Genomic DNA, 16,273 nt, shown 5'->3' on the forward strand with positions numbered 1-16,273 from the left:
ACCACGCACTGGGCCAGCAGTCACGACTTCCACCGCCGCTACCCGAAGGTCAGGCTGGATGCCGAGCGTATTTTCATCAGGGATGGCGACATCTGGACGTCGGCCGGCATCTCGGCCGGAATAGACCTGGCGCTTGCCCTCGTCGAAGATGACCTTGGCGCTGAAGTGGCGCGCCGCACCGCACAGCAGATCGTCATGCACCAGCGCCGGCCGGGCGGCCAGTCGCAATTCTCGGCCTTCGTCGAGCTGGGCGGGCGAACCGGCCGCTTCGCCGCGCTGATCGAGTGGGTGCGGGCAAACCTGGCCGAACCGCTGACCGTCGAATGCCTGGCCGATCACGCGGCCATGAGTCCCCGCAACTTCGCCCGCGCCTTCACGTCCGAGACCGGCGTCACGCCGGCAAAGGCGGTAGAGCGCATGCGCCTCGAGACGGCCCGCACGGCGATCGAGACCAGCCATCTCCCGCTTGAGCGCATCGCCGAAGCCGCCGGTTTTGGCGATCCCGGACGCATGCGGCGTGCCTTCCTGCGTACCCTTGGCCAGCCGCCGCAGGCGTTTCGGACGGCCGCCGAACACAGGGGGCTTCAGTGGGGCAGCCAAGCAGCGGCTCTGCCGGCTTAAACGCCGTTCCGGTCCAAAAGCGGACAAAACCGAATGAGCGCACTTGATCCAGACCGAAGTTTCACGAAAATCATTCCAAAGCCGGTTGCTGCCATTCAGTGCGCCACTTTCGGCCTGTTGGACTGGATATTGCGGCGCCTGGCCCAATCGCCGCAGATGACGAACCGGATAGCCATTATGAGGAGACTGTTTATAACGGTCGCTGAAATCGCGATGACCAAGGGGAGACGATGCGCTACATACGTCCGCTTTCAATAGAAGATGCCGTTGGCCAGTTGGCCGGGTCGGCTGGTACGGCCGCCATCCTCGCCGGAGGCAGCGACCTCCTGGTCAGGATGAAGGGCGGCTTTGCCGAACCAGAGTTGATCGTCGACATCAAGGCGATCGATGGCTTGAGCGAGATCCGGGAAACGGCTGAAGGCTTCAGCATCGGCGCCGCGGTCCCTTGCGCCGTCCTGGGAGAGAACACCGCCCTCAAGAAGGCATGGCCTGGTGTCGTCGAGGCGGCCAAGCTGATCGGCTCCAAGCAGGTGCAGGGCCGCTGCACCATCGTGGGCAATCTCTGCAACGCCTCGCCGGCCGCCGACAGCGTGCCGGCGCTGGTTGCCGCCGGCGCCAGGGCAGTGGTCGTCGGGCCGGCGGGCCGGCGCACGATCCCCGTGCAGAGCGTGCCGACCGCGCCGGGCAAGACGTCGCTGGCCAAAGGCGAGATCATCGAGGCGATCCTGCTCGACAAGCGCGAGCCGCGGTCTGGCGATGCCTATCTGCGTTTCATTCCACGCACCGAGATGGACATCGCGGTGGTCAGCGCCGGGGTGAACCTGACGCTCGACGAGCACGGTGTCGTCAAATCGGCCCGCGTGGCGCTGGGCGCCGTGGCGGCGACGGTGCTTCTGGTCGAAGAGGCCGCGGAGGTGCTCGTCGGCTCCAGGCTGGAAGAGGCGACGCTGGAGCGGCTCGCCAAGGTCTGTGCGGGTGCCTGCCGTCCCATCGACGACAAGCGCGGCACTATCGAATTCAGACGAAAAGTTGCGGGTGTGCTGGCCCAGCGGGCCGCCACATCAGCCTATGCACGTGCAGGAGGCAAATGATGGCTGGAATTGCAGTTTCAACGACAATCAACGGCGATGCTGTCGAGTATCTGTGCCAGCCCGACGAGACGCTGCTCGACGTCCTGCGCGATCGGCTGGGGCTGACGGGCGCCAAGGAAGGCTGCGGCACCGGCGACTGCGGCGCCTGCTCGATCATCCTCGATGACCGGTTGGTGTGCTCATGCCTGGTGCTCGGCGCCGAGGCTGAAGGCCGTCGCGTCGAGACCATCGAGGGCATGGCGCATGGCGATACGCTGCACCCGCTGCAGCAGAAATTCCTCGAGCACGCCGCATTGCAATGCGGCATCTGCACGCCGGGCTTCCTGATCGCGGCCAAGGACCTCCTGGCCAAGAACCCCGACCCGACCGAGGAGGAAATCCGCTTCGGCCTTGCCGGGAACCTCTGCCGCTGCACCGGTTACGACAAGATCGTGCGCGCCGTCCAGGATGCGGCCATCGTGATGAAGGGAGCCTGAGATGAATTTCGATCCACGTTTTTCCGGACGTAAATTCGCCTCCGTCGGCACACGTCCGATCCGTCCCGACGGCATCGACAAGGTGACGGGCCGCGCGCGCTACGGCGCCGACTTCAACATGGCCGGCCAGCTGGTCGGGCGTGTTCTGAGAAGCCCGCACGCCCACGCCAGGATCGTCAAGATCGACATTTCGAAGGCGGAAAAGCTCGCCGGCGTCAAGGCGGTGATCACCGCGGCCGACCTGCCGGACCTCACCGATGGCGATGCCGCCATGTACGACGTTCTCGACAATTGCATGGCGCGCACGAAAGCGCTCTATGACGGCCACGCGGTGGCCGCGGTCGCCGCGATCGACGCCCGCACCGCCAGGCAGGCGCTGAAGCTCATCGAGATCGAGTACGAGCTTTTGCCGCACGTCACCGATGTCGACGAGGCGGCGAAGCACACGGCGCCCTTGATCAATGATGCCATCTTCACCGAGGGCCTTGAGGAAAAGCCGGTAAAACCCTCCAACGTCACCAAGCGCAGCCAGTTTGGCCATGGCGATGTCCATCAGGGTTTCGGGCAGGCCGACTTCATCGTCGAGCGCTCCTTCAAGACCGAGCAGACGCACCAGGGCTATATCGAGCCGCATGCCTGCGTGGCGAATTTCAGCTCCGACGGCACCGCCGACCTCTGGGTGTGCACGCAGGGCCATTTCGTCTACCGCCAGCACTGCGCCCAGTTGCTTGGCATGGAAGCCTCGAAACTGCGCGTCACCTCCTCGGAGATCGGCGGCGGTTTTGGCGGCAAGACCCATGTCTGGGCCGAGCCGGTGGCGCTGGCGCTGTCGCGCAAGGCAGGACGGCCGGTGAAGCTGGTGATGACCCGCGACGAGGTGTTCCGCGCCTCGGGCCCGACCAGCGCCACCTCGATCGACGTCAAGATCGGCGCCCGCAAGGACGGCACGATCACCGCCGCCGAAGCGACGCTGCGCTACAGCTGCGGCCCGTATGCCGGCTCCTGGGCCGAGATCGGCGCCATGACCGCGTTCGCCTGCTACAAGCTCGATAACGTCAAGACGGTCGGCTACGAAGTGCTGGTCAACCGGCCGAAGACCGCGGCCTATCGCGCGCCTTCCGCACCCATGGCAGCCTTCGCGGTGGAAAGCGCGGTCGACGAGCTGGCCAAGAAGATCGGCATGGACCCGGTCGACTTCCGGATCAAAAACGCCGCGCAGGAAGGCACACGGTCCTCCTACGGTCCGGTCTACGGACCGATCGGCATCGGCCCGGCGCTCGAGGCGGTGAAGAGCCATCCGCACATGAAGGCGCCGCTGGGCAAGAACCAGGGCCGCGGCATGGCTTGCGGCTTCTGGTTCAACTTCGGCGGCCAGACCTGCACCGACCTCAACATCGGCATGGACGGCTCGGTCTCGCTTGCCGTCGGCACGGTCGACGTCGGTGGTTCGCGCGCGTCGCTGTCGCTGGTGGCGGCGGAGGAACTCGGCATCGACTATTCCCAGGTCAAGGCGATCGTCGCCGACACGTCCAGCCTCGGCTACAACGACATGACGGACGGCAGCCGCGGCACCTTCTCCTCTTCCATGGCAACGATTTCGGCCGCTCGCAACGCGATCAAGATCCTGCGCGAGCGCGCCGCGCAGATGTGGGACATTGCCGTCGACGACGTGGTCTGGGAAAAGGGCCACGCGATCGCCAAGGGCGAGAAGCACGGCAATCTCGGCAAGCTGTCGCTGAAGGAGATCGCGGTCGAGTCGGGCAAGACTGGCGGGCCGATCGCCGGCCACAGCGAGCTCGTCGCCGATGGCGCCGGCGTCTCCTTCGCCACCCATATCTGCGATATCGAGGTCGATCCCGAGACCGGCGCTGCCAGGGTCGTCCGCTACACGGTCGTACAGGATGCCGGCAAGGCGGTGCACCCGACCTATGTCGAGGGCCAGTACCAGGGCGGTGCCGCGCAAGGCATCGGCTGGGCGCTCAACGAGGAGTATATCTACGGCAAGGACGGGCGGCTGCAGAACGCCGGCTTCCTCGACTACCGCATCCCGGTCTGCTCGGACCTGCCGATGATCGACACGCAGATCCTCGAAATCCCCAACCCCAACCACCCCTACGGGGTGCGCGGCGTCGGCGAGACGTCGATCGTGCCGCCGCTGGCGGCGATCGCCAATGCGGTGTCGAACGCCGCGGGCGTGCGCATGACGCACATCCCGATGTCGCCGCCGCGCATCCTGGCGGCGATCGAGGCGGAACGGGAATGGTCGAAGTAACGCTCTGGGGCTCGCTCGCCGCGACCGCCGGAGGCAACAGCAAGGTCGAGATCGAGGCCAAGGACATAAGGGAGCTGTTCAGGAAGCTGGCTGAACAGTATCCCGGCCTCGAGCCCTTGATCGACAAGGGCATCGCGGTTGCGATCGACGGGACGATCTATAGGGATACGTGGTCGAAAAAGCTGCCGGAGGGGGCGGAGATTTTTTTGCTGCCGCGGCTGGCGGGGGGATAGGCGGACACATGGCAGGGTAAAAGGTGCACTGTCACCGTAATTCTAAAAAGTACACTGTCACCGTAATTCTAAGAAGGCCAAAAGCCGCTGTTGGATTCGACCGGGAGGAGGGTCTGATTTGCGCCCCATGCCGGTCATCGCCACGGCTCATCGCCTCTTCTCACGAGCGGACATCTTCGCGACTAGGCTGAAGCTCGCTCGGCGCCGAGAACCCGCAGCGGAATGTCATGGACTCGATGGTCGGCCCTCTCATCTTTCCGTCCGCCCACCGCATATGCGCGACGTCGAAACCCCGGGAAGGATTGCGTTGGTGCGGCGCTGATCAGACTGGTTGCGCCTCTTCAGTGTGGCGTGCGTTCCAATGGCGCAGCAGGACCGGGACCAAAAGCGCCACGCCGAGTAGCGAGGAATAGAGTTCGGGTGCCACCAGAAGCAGGGCGGCGAACACGAGCAGCACGTTTTCCCATGGGCGTGTGCGCACCAGAAGATAGCGCGATAGCGCGGCGCCCAGGCAGGTGATGCCCAGCACGCAGCCGAAAAAGGCGAGGAAGAAGTTCGGCCAGGTGAAATCCTTCGTCACCAGCAGCAGGGACGGTGAGAAGACGAACACGAAAGGAACCAGTGCCTTACCCATCCCCAGCCGGAAGGCGGTGTTGCCGGTCTTGAACGGGTCCGCCCCCGCCATGCCAGCGGCGGCGTACGCCGCCAGCGCCACCGGTGGCGTGATGTCCGCCAGCAGTCCGTAATAGAACACGAAGAAGTGAGCGACGATCGGCTCGGTGCCGAGCATGACAAGCGCCGGCGCCGCGATCGTCACCATAATGATGTAGTTCGCGGTCGTCGGGATGCCGCAGCCCATCAGGATGCAGACGACGCCAGTCATGATCAAGGTGAACAATAGGGTCAGGCCCTGGGCCGAGAAGATCGCCTCGGGGATGAAGGTGCCGAAGAGAAGGGAAAGGTGTCCGGCCGTCGATGTGACGATGTAGGACAGCTTGAAGCCCACTCCGGTCAGGGTGACGACGCCCACGACGATGCCGACGGTTGCGGCAGCGGCTCCGACTGCGAGCGCATATTTGGCGCCGTCGCGCAGACACGTCACGATGTCGGCGACCGACATGCGCCGGCGCGGATTGAGCAAGCCGACGAGAATACACAAGGTGATGCCCCAGAAGGCGGCCATGTAGGGCGTGTAGCCCGAGAGCAGCACGCCGATGAGAACGACGAGCGGGATGATCGTCGGCCAGTCCCGCTTCAGCGCCTCGACGACATCGGGCATCTCGTCCGGCCTGAGCCCCCTGAGGCCGGTTCGCTTGGCCTCGAAATGCACCTGCATGAACACGCCAAAGAAGTGCATGAAGGCGGGCACGATGGCGGCAAGGATGATGGTCGTGTAGGGCAGTTCGAGAAATTCGATCATCAGGAAGGCCGCTGCGCCCATGATCGGTGGCGTCACCTGGCCGCCGGTCGAGGACGCCGCTTCCACCGCTGCGGCGAAATGTTTCTTGTAGCCGAGCTTGATCATCGCCGGGATGGTCAGCGAGCCGACGGTAACGGTGTTGGCGACCGACGAGCCGGAAATCATGCCGAACAGCGCCGAGCCGAAGATCGACACCTTGGCGGGACCGCCGGCGTAGCGGCCGGCGACCCACGCCGCGCAGTCGAGGAAGAGCTGGCCGAGGCCAATGCGGGTGGCGAAGACGCCGAACAGCACGAAGTGGAAGACGTAGGTGGCGACGACGCCGAGCGCGATGCCGTAGATGCCCTGCGTCGTCAGATAAAGGTGATCGACAAGCTGGGAGACGGACGCGCCGGGGTGCACCAGAATGCTCGGCATGTACCGCCCCAACAGCGCGTAGGCCATGAAGACGACGGCGATGATGGGCAGCGGGATGCCGACGGAGCGGCGCGTCGCCTCCAGCAGAAGCAGGATGAGGATAAGGCCGAACACCACGTCGAGCGCCGTGGGATTGCCGACGCGGAAGGCAAGGTCGTCGAGCGGGATCATAGGCACGTGCATGACGACGACGACCGCAGCGATCGCCAGCAGCCAGTCGAAAAGGGGTATGCCGAGCGGCCGCAGGAGGCTGGACCGCGCGGGCTGGTCGTAGCTTTTCTTCACCAGCGGGAAGACGAGGAAGATCAGCGCCAGCACCATCGACAGGTGGATGCCCCGGTGCAGCATTTCCTGCAGCAGGCCGAAACCGGCGGTGTAGTAGTGAAACAGTGACAGCGCCACCAGGAGGAAGCCGACCAGCCAGCCCGCGACACGGGTCAGTGGCCGGAAGCGGATTTCGGAGTCGAATTTCTCCTCCAGTTCGCGAGCGCTCTCCTCATCGAACTCCATTGCGGAAAGCTTGATCTTGTCGTCATCGCTCATGCCGGTTCCGTGTCCTGAATTTCCAGACAAAAGAGGCGGAAAGCATCCCTTCCGCCTCGTTGTTGTCAGCCGGTCCAAATGGCTCTTATTTCAGGGTGCCGACTTCCTTGTAGAATTTCTCTGCGCCGGGATGAAACGGAATGCCAGCGCTGGTAACCGCGTTCTGGAGCGTGATCAGCTTGCCCTTGGCGTGGCCTGCCTGCAGGGCCTTTTGGGTTTCGTCGCTGTAAAGCGACTTGACGATCTTGTAGACGAGGTCGTCGGTCTGCTTGGCGCTGGTCACCCATTGAGCGGCGACGGAAATGGTCTTGGTTTCGCCGACATTTTTGTAGGTGCCTTCCGGCACGGTATCGGTGGAGAAGAACTTCTGCTCGGACAGCAGCTTGTCGGCCTCGGGGCCGGTGATCGGCACCAGCGTGATGTTGTTGGTGGTGGCAAGCTCAACGATTGCGCCGGTCGGATAACCACCGACGAAGAAATAAGCGTCCATGGCGCCATCCTGCAGCCGCTCTCCGGCCGGGCCAGGCTTGAGATATTCGGGCTGCACGTCCTTTTCAGCCAGACCGTAAGCGCCAAGCACAAGTCGCGCATCGACGATGGTGCCGGAGCCCGGCTCGTCAAGAGAGACGCGTTTGCCCTTGAGATCCGCCACCGACTTAATGCCGGCGTCGGCACGCGCGACCAAATGGATCGTCTCGGGATAAAGCGTCGCGATGAGGCGCAGGTCGTCAACCTTGGGCTTGCCCTCATAGAGGCCGGTGCCCGAATGCGCCCAGTAGGCGACGTCGGATTGCGTGAAGCCCGATTCGGACGCGCCCGACTGGATGGCGCTGATGTTGGCCACCGAACCGTTGGAGGACGTGGCGGTGGCGACCAAGCCTTCGACGCCGGCCGCCCCGGTTGCCGAGATGGCGTTGGCGATCAGGCCGCCCACCGGATAGTAGGTGCCGGACGTTCCGCCCGTGCCGATGCGGAAAAACGCCTGCTGCGCGCGTGCCGGCGAAAATCCGGCCGCAGCCAAAGCCAGAGCGCCCGCGCCTATGGAAAAGGTGCGGCGGTTGATCGAAATAGTCATGCTACCTCCCAGTCTAAAAACCGGCAGGATGTTGCAGCGGCCAAGGTGTTGTCAACCTGTACACGCTTTTTGAGAGCGGATCGGTCCTCGCGGGCTGGCCGTGGCGCATCCTCAATAGGTGCAAATTTTGAAGAAGCACCAAAATTCGATCTGAGCCTTTATCATTGGTTGAACGGCAGTAGTTCGCATCCTTGCGCCAAAAGCTGCCTGTCTGAATTCGGCCCAAAAGCAGCCATTCACCTTAACCCGCCCCTATCTCTCCCTCCACAACCCTCAAATAAGCCGTCGCCTTGCCCCCTCCGGCATCTGCAGGATGGTCAAGAGCGTCGTCAGCACGGTCAGGATCAGGGCGCCGAGGATGGTGCCGGTGTAGACACCGCGGCCCCCGAAGATCGAGGTGCCGCCAATGACGGCGGCCACCCCGGCGCCTTCCGCCCGGAAGGCGCGGCAGTCTATGGATACTTGGTCGGCGGTACGGCAGGGTTCAAATCGCCCTGCAGTTCCTTCGGCAGCGGCAGGCTTGAGCATTGCAGGTGCACTTCGCGGGCGAACAGCTTTCGTTGCTTCTGCTCATGCTCCTTGATGGCTGCTACGAGCCCCAGCGAGTATGGACCAAGCAGGACGCCGAAACCCCATCCCGGATGCTCTTTCTCGCGAGCCTCGTAATCCGAAGCCGCCCTGCGGGCCTGCTGGCATGCCGGGGAGGCCCATTTCTGGTCCTGCTGCGAAAGCGACGCCTCATAGTCGACCGGGGAGGTCGCGCACCCAGCCACTGCCGCAGTCAATGCGAGGCAGATTGCGTTTCTCATCCGAAGCCTCTCCTAAGCCTTGTGAAGGGCCTGCATAGACCTGTTCATCCCACAAGGCGATAGCTGCGGTCAGGTGCCCTCCCCACCCTCCGCAACCCGCCGCCCTCTCCCCGGCCTTCCCGCAGCCGGATTCGAACGATGCCTGGAACCAAATCACGGGGCCTGGAACCAAACCACGGGCGAGACTGTTCAGTTGTAGCTTTGATCCCACGCTGACATCCCGGCCGGCAAAGCGGCGACATTGAGGAGTTCTCACCATGAAGATTTCATCCGGATTTCGTTCCATCGCGGTTGCCGCCATCGCCACCGCAAGCATCGGCTTTGCCAGCGCCGCGCATGCCGACAGCGGCACCATCCGCTTCGCCGTCTACAAGGCGGCCTTCTTCGTCGGTGGCTCCGGAGGCGAAGGAACGCTGACCTTCCATGGCCGCCGCTATCCCATCTCGGTCGGCGGCGTCTCGGGCGGTCTCGCCTTCGGCGTTTCCAAGACCTATTTCCGAGGTACCGTGCGCCACATCAAACGTGCGCGGGATGTGACCGGGGTCTACGGTGCGGCGGGCGGTGGCGGCGCGCTTGGCAAGGGGGCTCAGGTGATCGTCATGACCAATGACAAGGGCGCCCAGCTCGAATTGACGGGCAGGCAGGTCGGCCTGCAGGTCAACGCCGACCTCAGCGGCATGAGCATCTCGCTGAGGTAGCCGTTAGCTCCTCAGGCCCGGCGCTTCCTGCCCCGTCCGCTCGACATATTCCGTATAGCCGCCGCCATAGGTGTGGATGCCTTCGGGCGTCAGCTCCAGCACGCGGTTGGAGAGCGCCGCCAGAAAATGCCGGTCGTGCGAGACGAACAGCATGGTGCCCTCGTACTGCGAAAGTGCCGTGATCAGCATCTCCTTGGTGGCGATGTCGAGATGGTTGGTCGGCTCGTCCAGCACCAAAAGGTTGGGCGGGTCGAACAGCATCAGCGCCATCACCAGCCGCGCCTTCTCGCCGCCTGACAGCACACGGCATTTCTTCTCGATCTCGTCGCCGGAAAAGCCGAAGCAGCCTGCGAGTGCCCTGAGCGGCGCCTGGCCGGCCTGGGGGAACGCGTCTTCCAGTGTCTGGAACACAGTGCGCTCGCCTTCCAGCACCTCCATGGCGTGCTGGGCGAAATATCCCATCTTGACACTTGGGCCCCGCGCGACCGTGCCGGTATCGGGCTCGGAAGCGCCGGCGACCAGCTTCAGAAGCGTCGACTTGCCGGCGCCATTGACGCCCATGATGCACCAGCGCTCGCGGCGGCGGACCTGGAAGTCGAGCCCCTCATAGATGCTGCGGCTGCCATAGCCCTTGTGGACGTTCTTCAGCGTCACGACATCCTCGCCGCAGCGCGGCGCCGGCAGGAAATCGAAGGACACGGTTTGACGGCGCTTCGGCGGCTCGACGCGGTCGATCTTGTCCAGCTTCTTCACCCGGCTCTGCACCTGCGCGGCATGCGAGGCGCGCGCCTTGAAGCGCTCGATGAAGGCGATCTCCTTGGCCAGCATCGCCTGCTGGCGCTCGAACTGAGCCTGCTGCTGCCTGTCGGCGATCGCCCGCTGCTGCTGGTAGAATTCGTAGTTTCCGGAATAGGCGGTCAGCGAACCGGCGTCGATCTCGACCACCTTGTTGACGATGCGATTCATGAACTCGCGGTCGTGCGAGGTCATCAACAGCGCGCCATCATAGTTCTTCAGGAAGGATTCCAGCCAGATCAGGCTCTCCAGGTCGAGATGGTTCGACGGCTCGTCGAGCAGCATGGCGTCGGGCCGCATCAACAGGATGCGGGCCAGCGCCACGCGCATCTTCCAGCCGCCGGACAGCTTTCCGACATCGCCGTCCATCATCTCCTGCGAAAAGCCGAGACCGTCCAGCACTTCGCGGGCGCGGCCATCCAGCGCATAGCCGTCGAGTTCCTCGAAGCGGTGCTGCGCCTCGCCATATTTTTCGATGATCTCGTCCATCTGGTCGGCCTGCTCGGGATCGGCCATGGCCGCCTCGAGGGCCGCCATTTCGGCCGCGACTTCGCTGACCGGCCCGGCGCCGTTCATCACTTCGGCGACAGCGCTGTGGCCTTCCATGTCGCCGACATCCTGGCTGAAATAGCCGATGGCGACGCCGCGATCGACCTGCACCTGGCCTTCGTCTGGCTGCTCCTGGCCGGTGATCATGCGAAACAGCGTCGTCTTGCCGGCGCCGTTCGGCCCGACGAGGCCGACCTTCTCGCCCTTCTGCAGGGACGCCGACGCTTCGATGAAGACAAGCTGACGGCCGTTCTGCTTGCTGATGCTTTCAAGTCTGATCATGCGGTGTCCGGGGAATTTTGCTTGCGTGAAACGATTTGCCCGGCGCCTTACGCGAAGGATAGCCGCAAAGGAAGAGGCGCAAGCGCCGCACACCGCCGATCTCCCCCCTCGTGGGGGAGATTGGCAGCTTCACCGCCAGACACACTCCAGAAACAAGATTCAACATCCGGGAAAAACTCGCGAAAACATCGCCTGTCATAACCACCCTCGCGGCGGTCACGCGGCCTGCGGCACAACGCGAAGAAATGGTCCCGAAACATGCAACGACGTTCGACCGGATGGATGGGTGCCCTGACAGGCATTTCGCTCGCCGTGCTTGCGGTCGCACAGTCGGATGCGGCGGTCACCCGGAGCGAATATTGCAGCCGGCTCGGTCTTCAACTCGACGGAGCCATCCAGACCAAAGCCAAACCCGGTGCCAGTGCGAGCCAGATCGCCGAGGCAACGGCACTCCAGGACAAGGCGAACCGGTTCTGTGCCGAGCGCAAGCAGGCGCAAGGCATCCGGACCTATGCCAATGCCCTGAAACTTCTTGGCGTGACACCGGTCGACCTGGACCAGTGACAGCAACCATCCATCCCTGAAAGACAGGCCGCCACTCTCGGATAGCGACGGCGGTTCTTCCAGCGCATAGCACCGCTGAAATTGCTGCCGGCTACTTCTCGCCCAGATACTGGAAGACGGCCTGCTTCCACCAATCGCTTTCGATGGTCTGCAGGAGGGCGACATCGAGAGACTTGCGCAACGGGCTGCCGAGCGGCAGCGCAATGGCATATTGCTGCTGGTCGAAGGTCGCATCGAGAATCTGCAGGCTTGTCGCGTAATTCTGCCCGACCAGCCAGCCAAGCAGCGGCTTGTCGTGCACCAGCGCGTCGATCTTGCCGGCGCGAAGCGCGTTGAGGCCTTGCTGGATCGAGGCAAAGTCCTGATGACGGATCTGGGTCGAATCCAGATAGGACGCCGTCGACGAGCTCTGCACCGCGCCGACCCTGACCGCGGCGAGATCGCTTTCGCCCTGCACCATGCCTTCCATCTGCGTCACCGTCAGCACCGATGTGACACCCGCAGTGAACACCGCGATCGCAATGATCGATCCCATCATCCAGAGCGCGGCCAGCGCGCGCCCCGGCACGGTTCGCGGGCCGAAATCACCGGTGCTGGCCTGCGTCGCGGCGATGGTCGACCACCACATGCTGGAAAACAGTCCCTTGGCGACGCCGCCGCCGAAATCGTCATTGTGCCGGCGTTCGAACATCCAGATGAGGACGCCGACCACCACCGATATGATGACCAGCGCCAGAACCGCCTGCAGGAAGCCGAACGACGTCAGGGCATGCAGCACCGGCCGCCATGACGGCTGGTTGTTGAGCGGCGTCGCGATGCCGAGCCCGGTCGTGAAGAAGGGCTGCGTGAAGTCGACGGCCTTTTCGCGGTCGGCCGTGACCGTGATCGCGGCCATCGCCGCATCGAATCTGCCGCTGACGACGCCATCGATCTGGTCCTGCACGGCAGGCACTTCGACATAGTGGAAGCGCAGGTTGAGCCGCCCGGCCATTTTCTGCCAGAGGTCGATGCTCAATCCCGACCAGCTGCCGTCCTGCAGCTTGAACGCAAAAGGCGGCGCCTGTTTTATCCCGACCGAGATCTCTTTTGCCGGCGAGGCCGAGGGGGAAGCCAGGTCGGGAGAAGTCTGATCGGGCGAAGTCTGGGCAAGCGTGACCCCGGCTCCCACACACGCGACGATGACAATGAGACCCAGCGCCATCGTCCACGAAGCAACTCTTCTCAACGGCAACGACTCCCAGCGACCGGTCCGCCGCTCGATCGTCGCGGCTTTCGAAGGGTAGCCGCCGTGCCCTCCTCCGTCCACCGGCGATGTCGTTGCTGAAGCGGCCGCGCCACGCCGACCCCGAATTGCGCGAAAACAAGCAGTTGGAACAATTTCGCGATTCAAATCCTGAAGCGCTTCGCGCAACGAGGGATCCCGTGAGGACAGGCTTGCGGCGCCGAAGACGAATTCGCGCCAAACCCTCACTTCCTGCCTTGCGGATGGATCGTCTCACCGCGCTTCAGCATTGCCACAAACGCTTCGATCTTCCTCTTGCGCCCGGCCTCGGTCTTCATGTTGTGAATGCGGAAGGCGAGCGCGAAGCGGTTTTGCGCGTTGAGTTTTTCAAGCATCGCCTTCGCAGCGGGTTCGGCGTCTATGGCCGCTTGCAAATCATCGGGAATTTTCATCTCCTTGCCGCTGCCATAGGCGCGCGCCCAGCGCCCGTCGGCCTTGGCCGTCTCGACCTGTTTGAGCCCATGCTCGGTCATGCGGCCCTCCTCGACCAGCCGCGCCACATTGTCGATGTTGATCAGGCTCCAGATGCTCTTCCTGCCGCGCGGCGTGTAGCGCTGCAGGAAGCTCTTGTCGTCCAACCCTTTGCGCACCGCATCGATCCAGCCGAAGCACAGCACCACGTCGATGGCTTGCTTGGGGGTGATCGATTTCAATCCGGACCCCACCTTGTGCATCTTGATCCAGACTTCGGTTTCCGTGGCGTGGTGCTTGCTCAGCCAGGCGTAGAAGCCGGCAGGATCCGCAAATTCATGAACCTTGTCGGGATCGACCTTGATCGGCGCCATCAGTCGGCCTGTCCGTTCGATGCTGTTGCCGCTCGCGTCATCGCTCTCACTGTCGTCCTGCCTCCGGCATCATGCCCATCGTCATTGGCCAGCATCGTGGCATGAATTGCGTCAGTTTCCGGCAGCAAACTTGGCAGGCGCGCACGGCGTTCCTTCACGCCCGTCGGTCCGGACATTTTTCTTCCCGCCCCACTGTAGAAAGTCCCGGAATACCTGCCATGCTCGTGCTCGGACTGCGCCGCGCGGGATGCACAGCGCTTCTCCCGGTCCGACCTCGATCGGCTTGCCGTCGACGGTCCAGGTCAGCACCCCTTCAATGCCGTAGATCGTCTCTTCGTAGTGATCATGGCTGTGCGCCGGCGCCAGCAGGCGCAGTCCGCTGGCAACCCTCAACTCAAAGGCGGCGATGCTGCCGTTCGAACTGTCGCCCGTCACCAGGAAGCGAATCGACAGCCCCTTGTCGCCGATGGTCTCATTGGCTGGATTGACCTGAAGATTCATGACCGACATTGCGCAAACCCCTCCGGTAAATTACATTTACTCGCTATCAGTAAACTCAATTTACCGGATCGTCAATGCCCACCTCAACGGAAGTTCTACAGACCAAGACCGAGAACCTGCTGATCGGCGCCCTGCTGCGCGTGCCGGCACAAGCGATCCAGCGGCGGCTGATCAAGGAGCTCAACGCCGCCGGTTTCGACGAATTGCGCCTGCCGCATATGGCGGTGTTGCAGTTTCCCGGACCGGACGGCGCGCGGCCCGGGACCATCGCCGAGCGTGCCGGCATGAGCAAACAGGCCATCAACCAGCTGCTCAGCAGTCTCGAAGGGTACGGCTACCTCGTCCGCTCCGACATTCCCGGCGATGGCGGTGCGCGCGTGGTGCGGTCCACCGAACGCGGTCATGCCGCGTTCTGGAAAATGGTCGATATCCTGCACGACATCGAGGAGGAATGGCGCACCGAACTTGGGCAGGAGCGCTTTGCCCAGCTGAAAGCTCTGCTGTTTGTCGTCTGGGAAAGTCCGCTGGTGCGCTGAGCCAGAGACGGCGCTCGTCCGCCCTGCTCCATCGGCCTTTCCGATGGCACTATCGGTTTCTTCCGTTTCCTTCTGTCGCGCCGAACTGCCAATTCCTGCCCTTGTCCATTCAAGCAAAGGCAGAGCGAAATGAGCATTTCGAAACAGAAAATCCTGATCGTCGGCGGCGGCTCCGGCATGGGTCTGGCGCTGGCCCGGCACTGCGTGGAGGCCGGTGCGGCGGTTGTCATCGCCGGGCGCGGCCAAGACCGGCTGCGGCAGGCGCGCGAGGCGCTCGGCAATCCCGCCGGGCTGGAGACGGCCGTCGTCGACATCGCGCGCGAAGACCAGGTCTCGGCGCTGTTCGCAGCGATTGGCGGACTCGACCACATCGTCAGCACCGCAGCCGACATCGAAGGCGCCTACCGGCTGCTGCCGGAGCTTGACCTGAAGGCGGCGCAAAGGGTGGTGGAGAGCAAGCTGTATGGCCCGCTGCTGCTCGCCAAGCACGGTGCGCCGCGGCTGGCAGCATCCGGCTCCATGACCTTCGTCTCCGGTATCGCCGCCTATCGCCCAGCCGCACGCGGCTCCGTCGTTGCTGCTGTCAACGCAGCGCTCGAAGGCCTCGTGCGGGCGCTGGCGGTCGAGTTGGCGCCGATCCGCGTCAATGCCGTGTCGCCCGGCTGGGTCGACACCACGATCTGGGCGCAAGTGGCCGGCGACAGGAAGGACGAGACGTTGGCCGCGATGGCCAAGCAGCTGCCGGTCGGGCGGATTGGCCAACCCGATGATATCGCCGACGCCATTGCCTTCCTGATCGGCAATGGCTTTACCACGGGAACGACGCTGCATGTCGAGGGCGGCCACCGCCTGATCTGAACCGCCGCTGCTTCCGTCAGGAGTTGTTTGCAAACAAGGCCTTGGAGCGGTTCGACGATTCAAGTCCTGAACCAGCCTTGGCGGGCTGCAGGGCCGGCACCAGCGTGTCGCGCGCGGCAGTGAGCAATTGCTTAAGCGCCGGCAGCTGGACGCGCCGGCGGCGCCAGATCATCACCAGCGGCGCTGTCCGCATCTGGCCGGGCCATCGCATTTCGACAATGTCGCCGCGTGCCAGCGCATCCGTGACGGCCAGGCGTGGAACGAGGGCGAGCCCCGCGCCGGCCGCCACCAGCCGCGCAATGGCGCCGATACTGCCGACCTCGTTGGCAAGTCTGGGTGCGGCAGCGCCCGCCTCGGCAAAGGCCGTGTCGAACATGTGTCGGTAGATACATCCGGGCTCCGTTGCCACGAAGGAGAGCGTGCCAAGGGCAGCCAGGTCATGCCCGGTGCTGCCCTGCCCCGGAGC

General features: G+C 63.9%; 18 protein-coding genes. 9 read left to right on the top strand and 9 right to left on the bottom strand.

What is annotated here, in order from left to right; translation table 11 throughout:
* From EN932_RS12745 to EN932_RS12765, 5 genes are all read left to right on the top strand, one after another.
* A partial coding sequence (locus EN932_RS12745) for a helix-turn-helix domain-containing protein (RefSeq protein WP_164890474.1) occupies nt 1–621 on the top strand: 621 nt, incomplete at its 5' end.
* 230 nt (nt 622–851) lie between these two features.
* On the top strand, nt 852–1,712 hold the full coding sequence (locus EN932_RS12750) for a xanthine dehydrogenase family protein subunit M (RefSeq protein WP_063168619.1): 861 nt from the start codon (nt 852–854) through the stop codon (nt 1,710–1,712).
* On the top strand, nt 1,712–2,188 hold the full coding sequence (locus EN932_RS12755) for a (2Fe-2S)-binding protein (RefSeq protein ID WP_013530647.1): 477 nt from the start codon (nt 1,712–1,714) through the stop codon (nt 2,186–2,188). The genes EN932_RS12750 and EN932_RS12755 overlap by 1 nt, the downstream gene beginning before the upstream one ends.
* Nucleotide 2,189: 1 nt before the next feature.
* Nucleotides 2,190–4,460, top strand: coding sequence for a xanthine dehydrogenase family protein molybdopterin-binding subunit (locus EN932_RS12760; protein WP_127385280.1), 2,271 nt, complete (start codon nt 2,190–2,192; stop codon nt 4,458–4,460).
* A complete protein-coding gene (locus tag EN932_RS12765; RefSeq protein ID WP_024501711.1) occupies nt 4,448–4,693 on the top strand; it encodes a MoaD/ThiS family protein in 246 nt (81 codons plus the stop codon). The genes EN932_RS12760 and EN932_RS12765 overlap by 13 nt, the downstream gene beginning before the upstream one ends.
* A 322-nt stretch (nt 4,694–5,015) precedes the next feature.
* On the opposite strand, the gene EN932_RS12770 is transcribed toward EN932_RS12765, so the two are convergent.
* From EN932_RS12770 to EN932_RS12785, 4 genes are all read right to left on the bottom strand, one after another.
* Nucleotides 5,016–7,073, bottom strand: a complete 2,058-nt coding sequence (locus EN932_RS12770) for a TRAP transporter permease (RefSeq protein WP_024501712.1) — start codon at nt 7,071–7,073, stop codon at nt 5,016–5,018.
* 85 nt (nt 7,074–7,158) lie between these two features.
* Complete coding sequence (locus EN932_RS12775; protein WP_024501713.1) at nt 7,159–8,148, bottom strand: TAXI family TRAP transporter solute-binding subunit; 990 nt, start codon at nt 8,146–8,148, stop codon at nt 7,159–7,161.
* Between the two features lie 273 nt (nt 8,149–8,421).
* On the bottom strand, nt 8,422–8,568 hold the full coding sequence (locus tag EN932_RS12780) for a hypothetical protein (RefSeq protein ID WP_263499075.1): 147 nt from the start codon (nt 8,566–8,568) through the stop codon (nt 8,422–8,424).
* 32 nt (nt 8,569–8,600) lie between these two features.
* A complete protein-coding gene (locus tag EN932_RS12785; protein WP_127370500.1) occupies nt 8,601–8,957 on the bottom strand; it encodes a hypothetical protein in 357 nt (118 codons plus the stop codon).
* A 257-nt stretch (nt 8,958–9,214) separates the two neighbouring features.
* Between EN932_RS12785 and EN932_RS12790 the strand changes: the two genes are divergently transcribed.
* Nucleotides 9,215–9,655 carry a hypothetical protein gene (locus tag EN932_RS12790; protein ID WP_024501715.1) on the top strand — a complete coding sequence of 147 codons (441 nt, stop codon included), beginning with the start codon at nt 9,215–9,217 and terminating at the stop codon, nt 9,653–9,655.
* A 3-nt stretch (nt 9,656–9,658) separates the two neighbouring features.
* On the opposite strand, the gene EN932_RS12795 is transcribed toward EN932_RS12790, so the two are convergent.
* Complete coding sequence (locus tag EN932_RS12795; RefSeq protein ID WP_128338106.1) at nt 9,659–11,281, bottom strand: ABC-F family ATP-binding cassette domain-containing protein; 1,623 nt, start codon at nt 11,279–11,281, stop codon at nt 9,659–9,661.
* A gap of 258 nt (nt 11,282–11,539) precedes the next feature.
* On the opposite strand from EN932_RS12795, the gene EN932_RS12800 reads away from it, so the two are divergent.
* Entirely contained in the window at nt 11,540–11,845 is a 306-nt protein-coding gene (locus EN932_RS12800; protein ID WP_024501716.1) for a hypothetical protein, read from the top strand.
* Nucleotides 11,846–11,936: 91 nt separating this feature from the next.
* Here EN932_RS12800 and EN932_RS12805 read toward each other — a convergent pair whose 3' ends face one another.
* From EN932_RS12805 to EN932_RS12815, 3 genes are all read right to left on the bottom strand, one after another.
* Nucleotides 11,937–13,070, bottom strand: coding sequence for a transporter substrate-binding domain-containing protein (locus EN932_RS12805; protein ID WP_245469232.1), 1,134 nt, complete (start codon nt 13,068–13,070; stop codon nt 11,937–11,939).
* A 242-nt stretch (nt 13,071–13,312) separates the two neighbouring features.
* On the bottom strand, nt 13,313–13,912 hold the full coding sequence (locus EN932_RS12810) for a YdeI/OmpD-associated family protein (protein ID WP_127369223.1): 600 nt from the start codon (nt 13,910–13,912) through the stop codon (nt 13,313–13,315).
* 111 nt (nt 13,913–14,023) lie between these two features.
* Nucleotides 14,024–14,422: a cupin domain-containing protein gene (locus tag EN932_RS12815; RefSeq protein ID WP_164753815.1), complete on the bottom strand. Its 399-nt coding sequence runs from the start codon at nt 14,420–14,422 to the stop codon at nt 14,024–14,026.
* A 65-nt stretch (nt 14,423–14,487) separates the two neighbouring features.
* On the opposite strand from EN932_RS12815, the gene EN932_RS12820 reads away from it, so the two are divergent.
* Together EN932_RS12820 and EN932_RS12825 are read left to right on the top strand one after the other, a co-directional pair.
* Nucleotides 14,488–14,949, top strand: coding sequence for a MarR family winged helix-turn-helix transcriptional regulator (locus EN932_RS12820; protein ID WP_063172635.1), 462 nt, complete (start codon nt 14,488–14,490; stop codon nt 14,947–14,949).
* A gap of 129 nt (nt 14,950–15,078) precedes the next feature.
* A complete protein-coding gene (locus EN932_RS12825; protein ID WP_127369222.1) occupies nt 15,079–15,807 on the top strand; it encodes an SDR family oxidoreductase in 729 nt (242 codons plus the stop codon).
* 16 nt (nt 15,808–15,823) lie between these two features.
* Here the strand turns inward: EN932_RS12825 and EN932_RS12830 are convergent.
* The coding region (locus EN932_RS12830; protein WP_206618929.1) for a substrate-binding domain-containing protein at nt 15,824–16,273 on the bottom strand (450 nt) is incomplete at its 5' end.

This window comes from Mesorhizobium sp. M7A.F.Ca.US.002.01.1.1, assembly GCF_004022955.1.
GTDB classification, from domain to species: domain Bacteria; phylum Pseudomonadota; class Alphaproteobacteria; order Rhizobiales; family Rhizobiaceae; genus Mesorhizobium; species Mesorhizobium ciceri.

Coding starts and splice junctions, on each gene's coding strand:
- EN932_RS12815 (WP_164753815.1), bottom strand. CDS start 14,422: ATGTCGGTCATGAATCTTCAGGTCAATCCAGCCAATGAGACCATCGGC.
- EN932_RS12790 (WP_024501715.1), top strand. CDS start 9,215: ATGAAGATTTCATCCGGATTTCGTTCCATCGCGGTTGCCGCCATCGCC.
- EN932_RS12775 (WP_024501713.1), bottom strand. CDS start 8,148: ATGACTATTTCGATCAACCGCCGCACCTTTTCCATAGGCGCGGGCGCT.
- EN932_RS12785 (WP_127370500.1), bottom strand. CDS start 8,957: ATGAGAAACGCAATCTGCCTCGCATTGACTGCGGCAGTGGCTGGGTGC.
- EN932_RS12755 (WP_013530647.1), top strand. CDS start 1,712: ATGGCTGGAATTGCAGTTTCAACGACAATCAACGGCGATGCTGTCGAG.
- EN932_RS12750 (WP_063168619.1), top strand. CDS start 852: ATGCGCTACATACGTCCGCTTTCAATAGAAGATGCCGTTGGCCAGTTG.
- EN932_RS12760 (WP_127385280.1), top strand. CDS start 2,190: ATGAATTTCGATCCACGTTTTTCCGGACGTAAATTCGCCTCCGTCGGC.
- EN932_RS12810 (WP_127369223.1), bottom strand. CDS start 13,912: ATGGCGCCGATCAAGGTCGATCCCGACAAGGTTCATGAATTTGCGGAT.
- EN932_RS12765 (WP_024501711.1), top strand. CDS start 4,448: ATGGTCGAAGTAACGCTCTGGGGCTCGCTCGCCGCGACCGCCGGAGGC.
- EN932_RS12825 (WP_127369222.1), top strand. CDS start 15,079: ATGAGCATTTCGAAACAGAAAATCCTGATCGTCGGCGGCGGCTCCGGC.
- EN932_RS12800 (WP_024501716.1), top strand. CDS start 11,540: ATGCAACGACGTTCGACCGGATGGATGGGTGCCCTGACAGGCATTTCG.
- EN932_RS12820 (WP_063172635.1), top strand. CDS start 14,488: ATGCCCACCTCAACGGAAGTTCTACAGACCAAGACCGAGAACCTGCTG.
- EN932_RS12770 (WP_024501712.1), bottom strand. CDS start 7,073: ATGAGCGATGACGACAAGATCAAGCTTTCCGCAATGGAGTTCGATGAG.
- EN932_RS12795 (WP_128338106.1), bottom strand. CDS start 11,281: ATGATCAGACTTGAAAGCATCAGCAAGCAGAACGGCCGTCAGCTTGTC.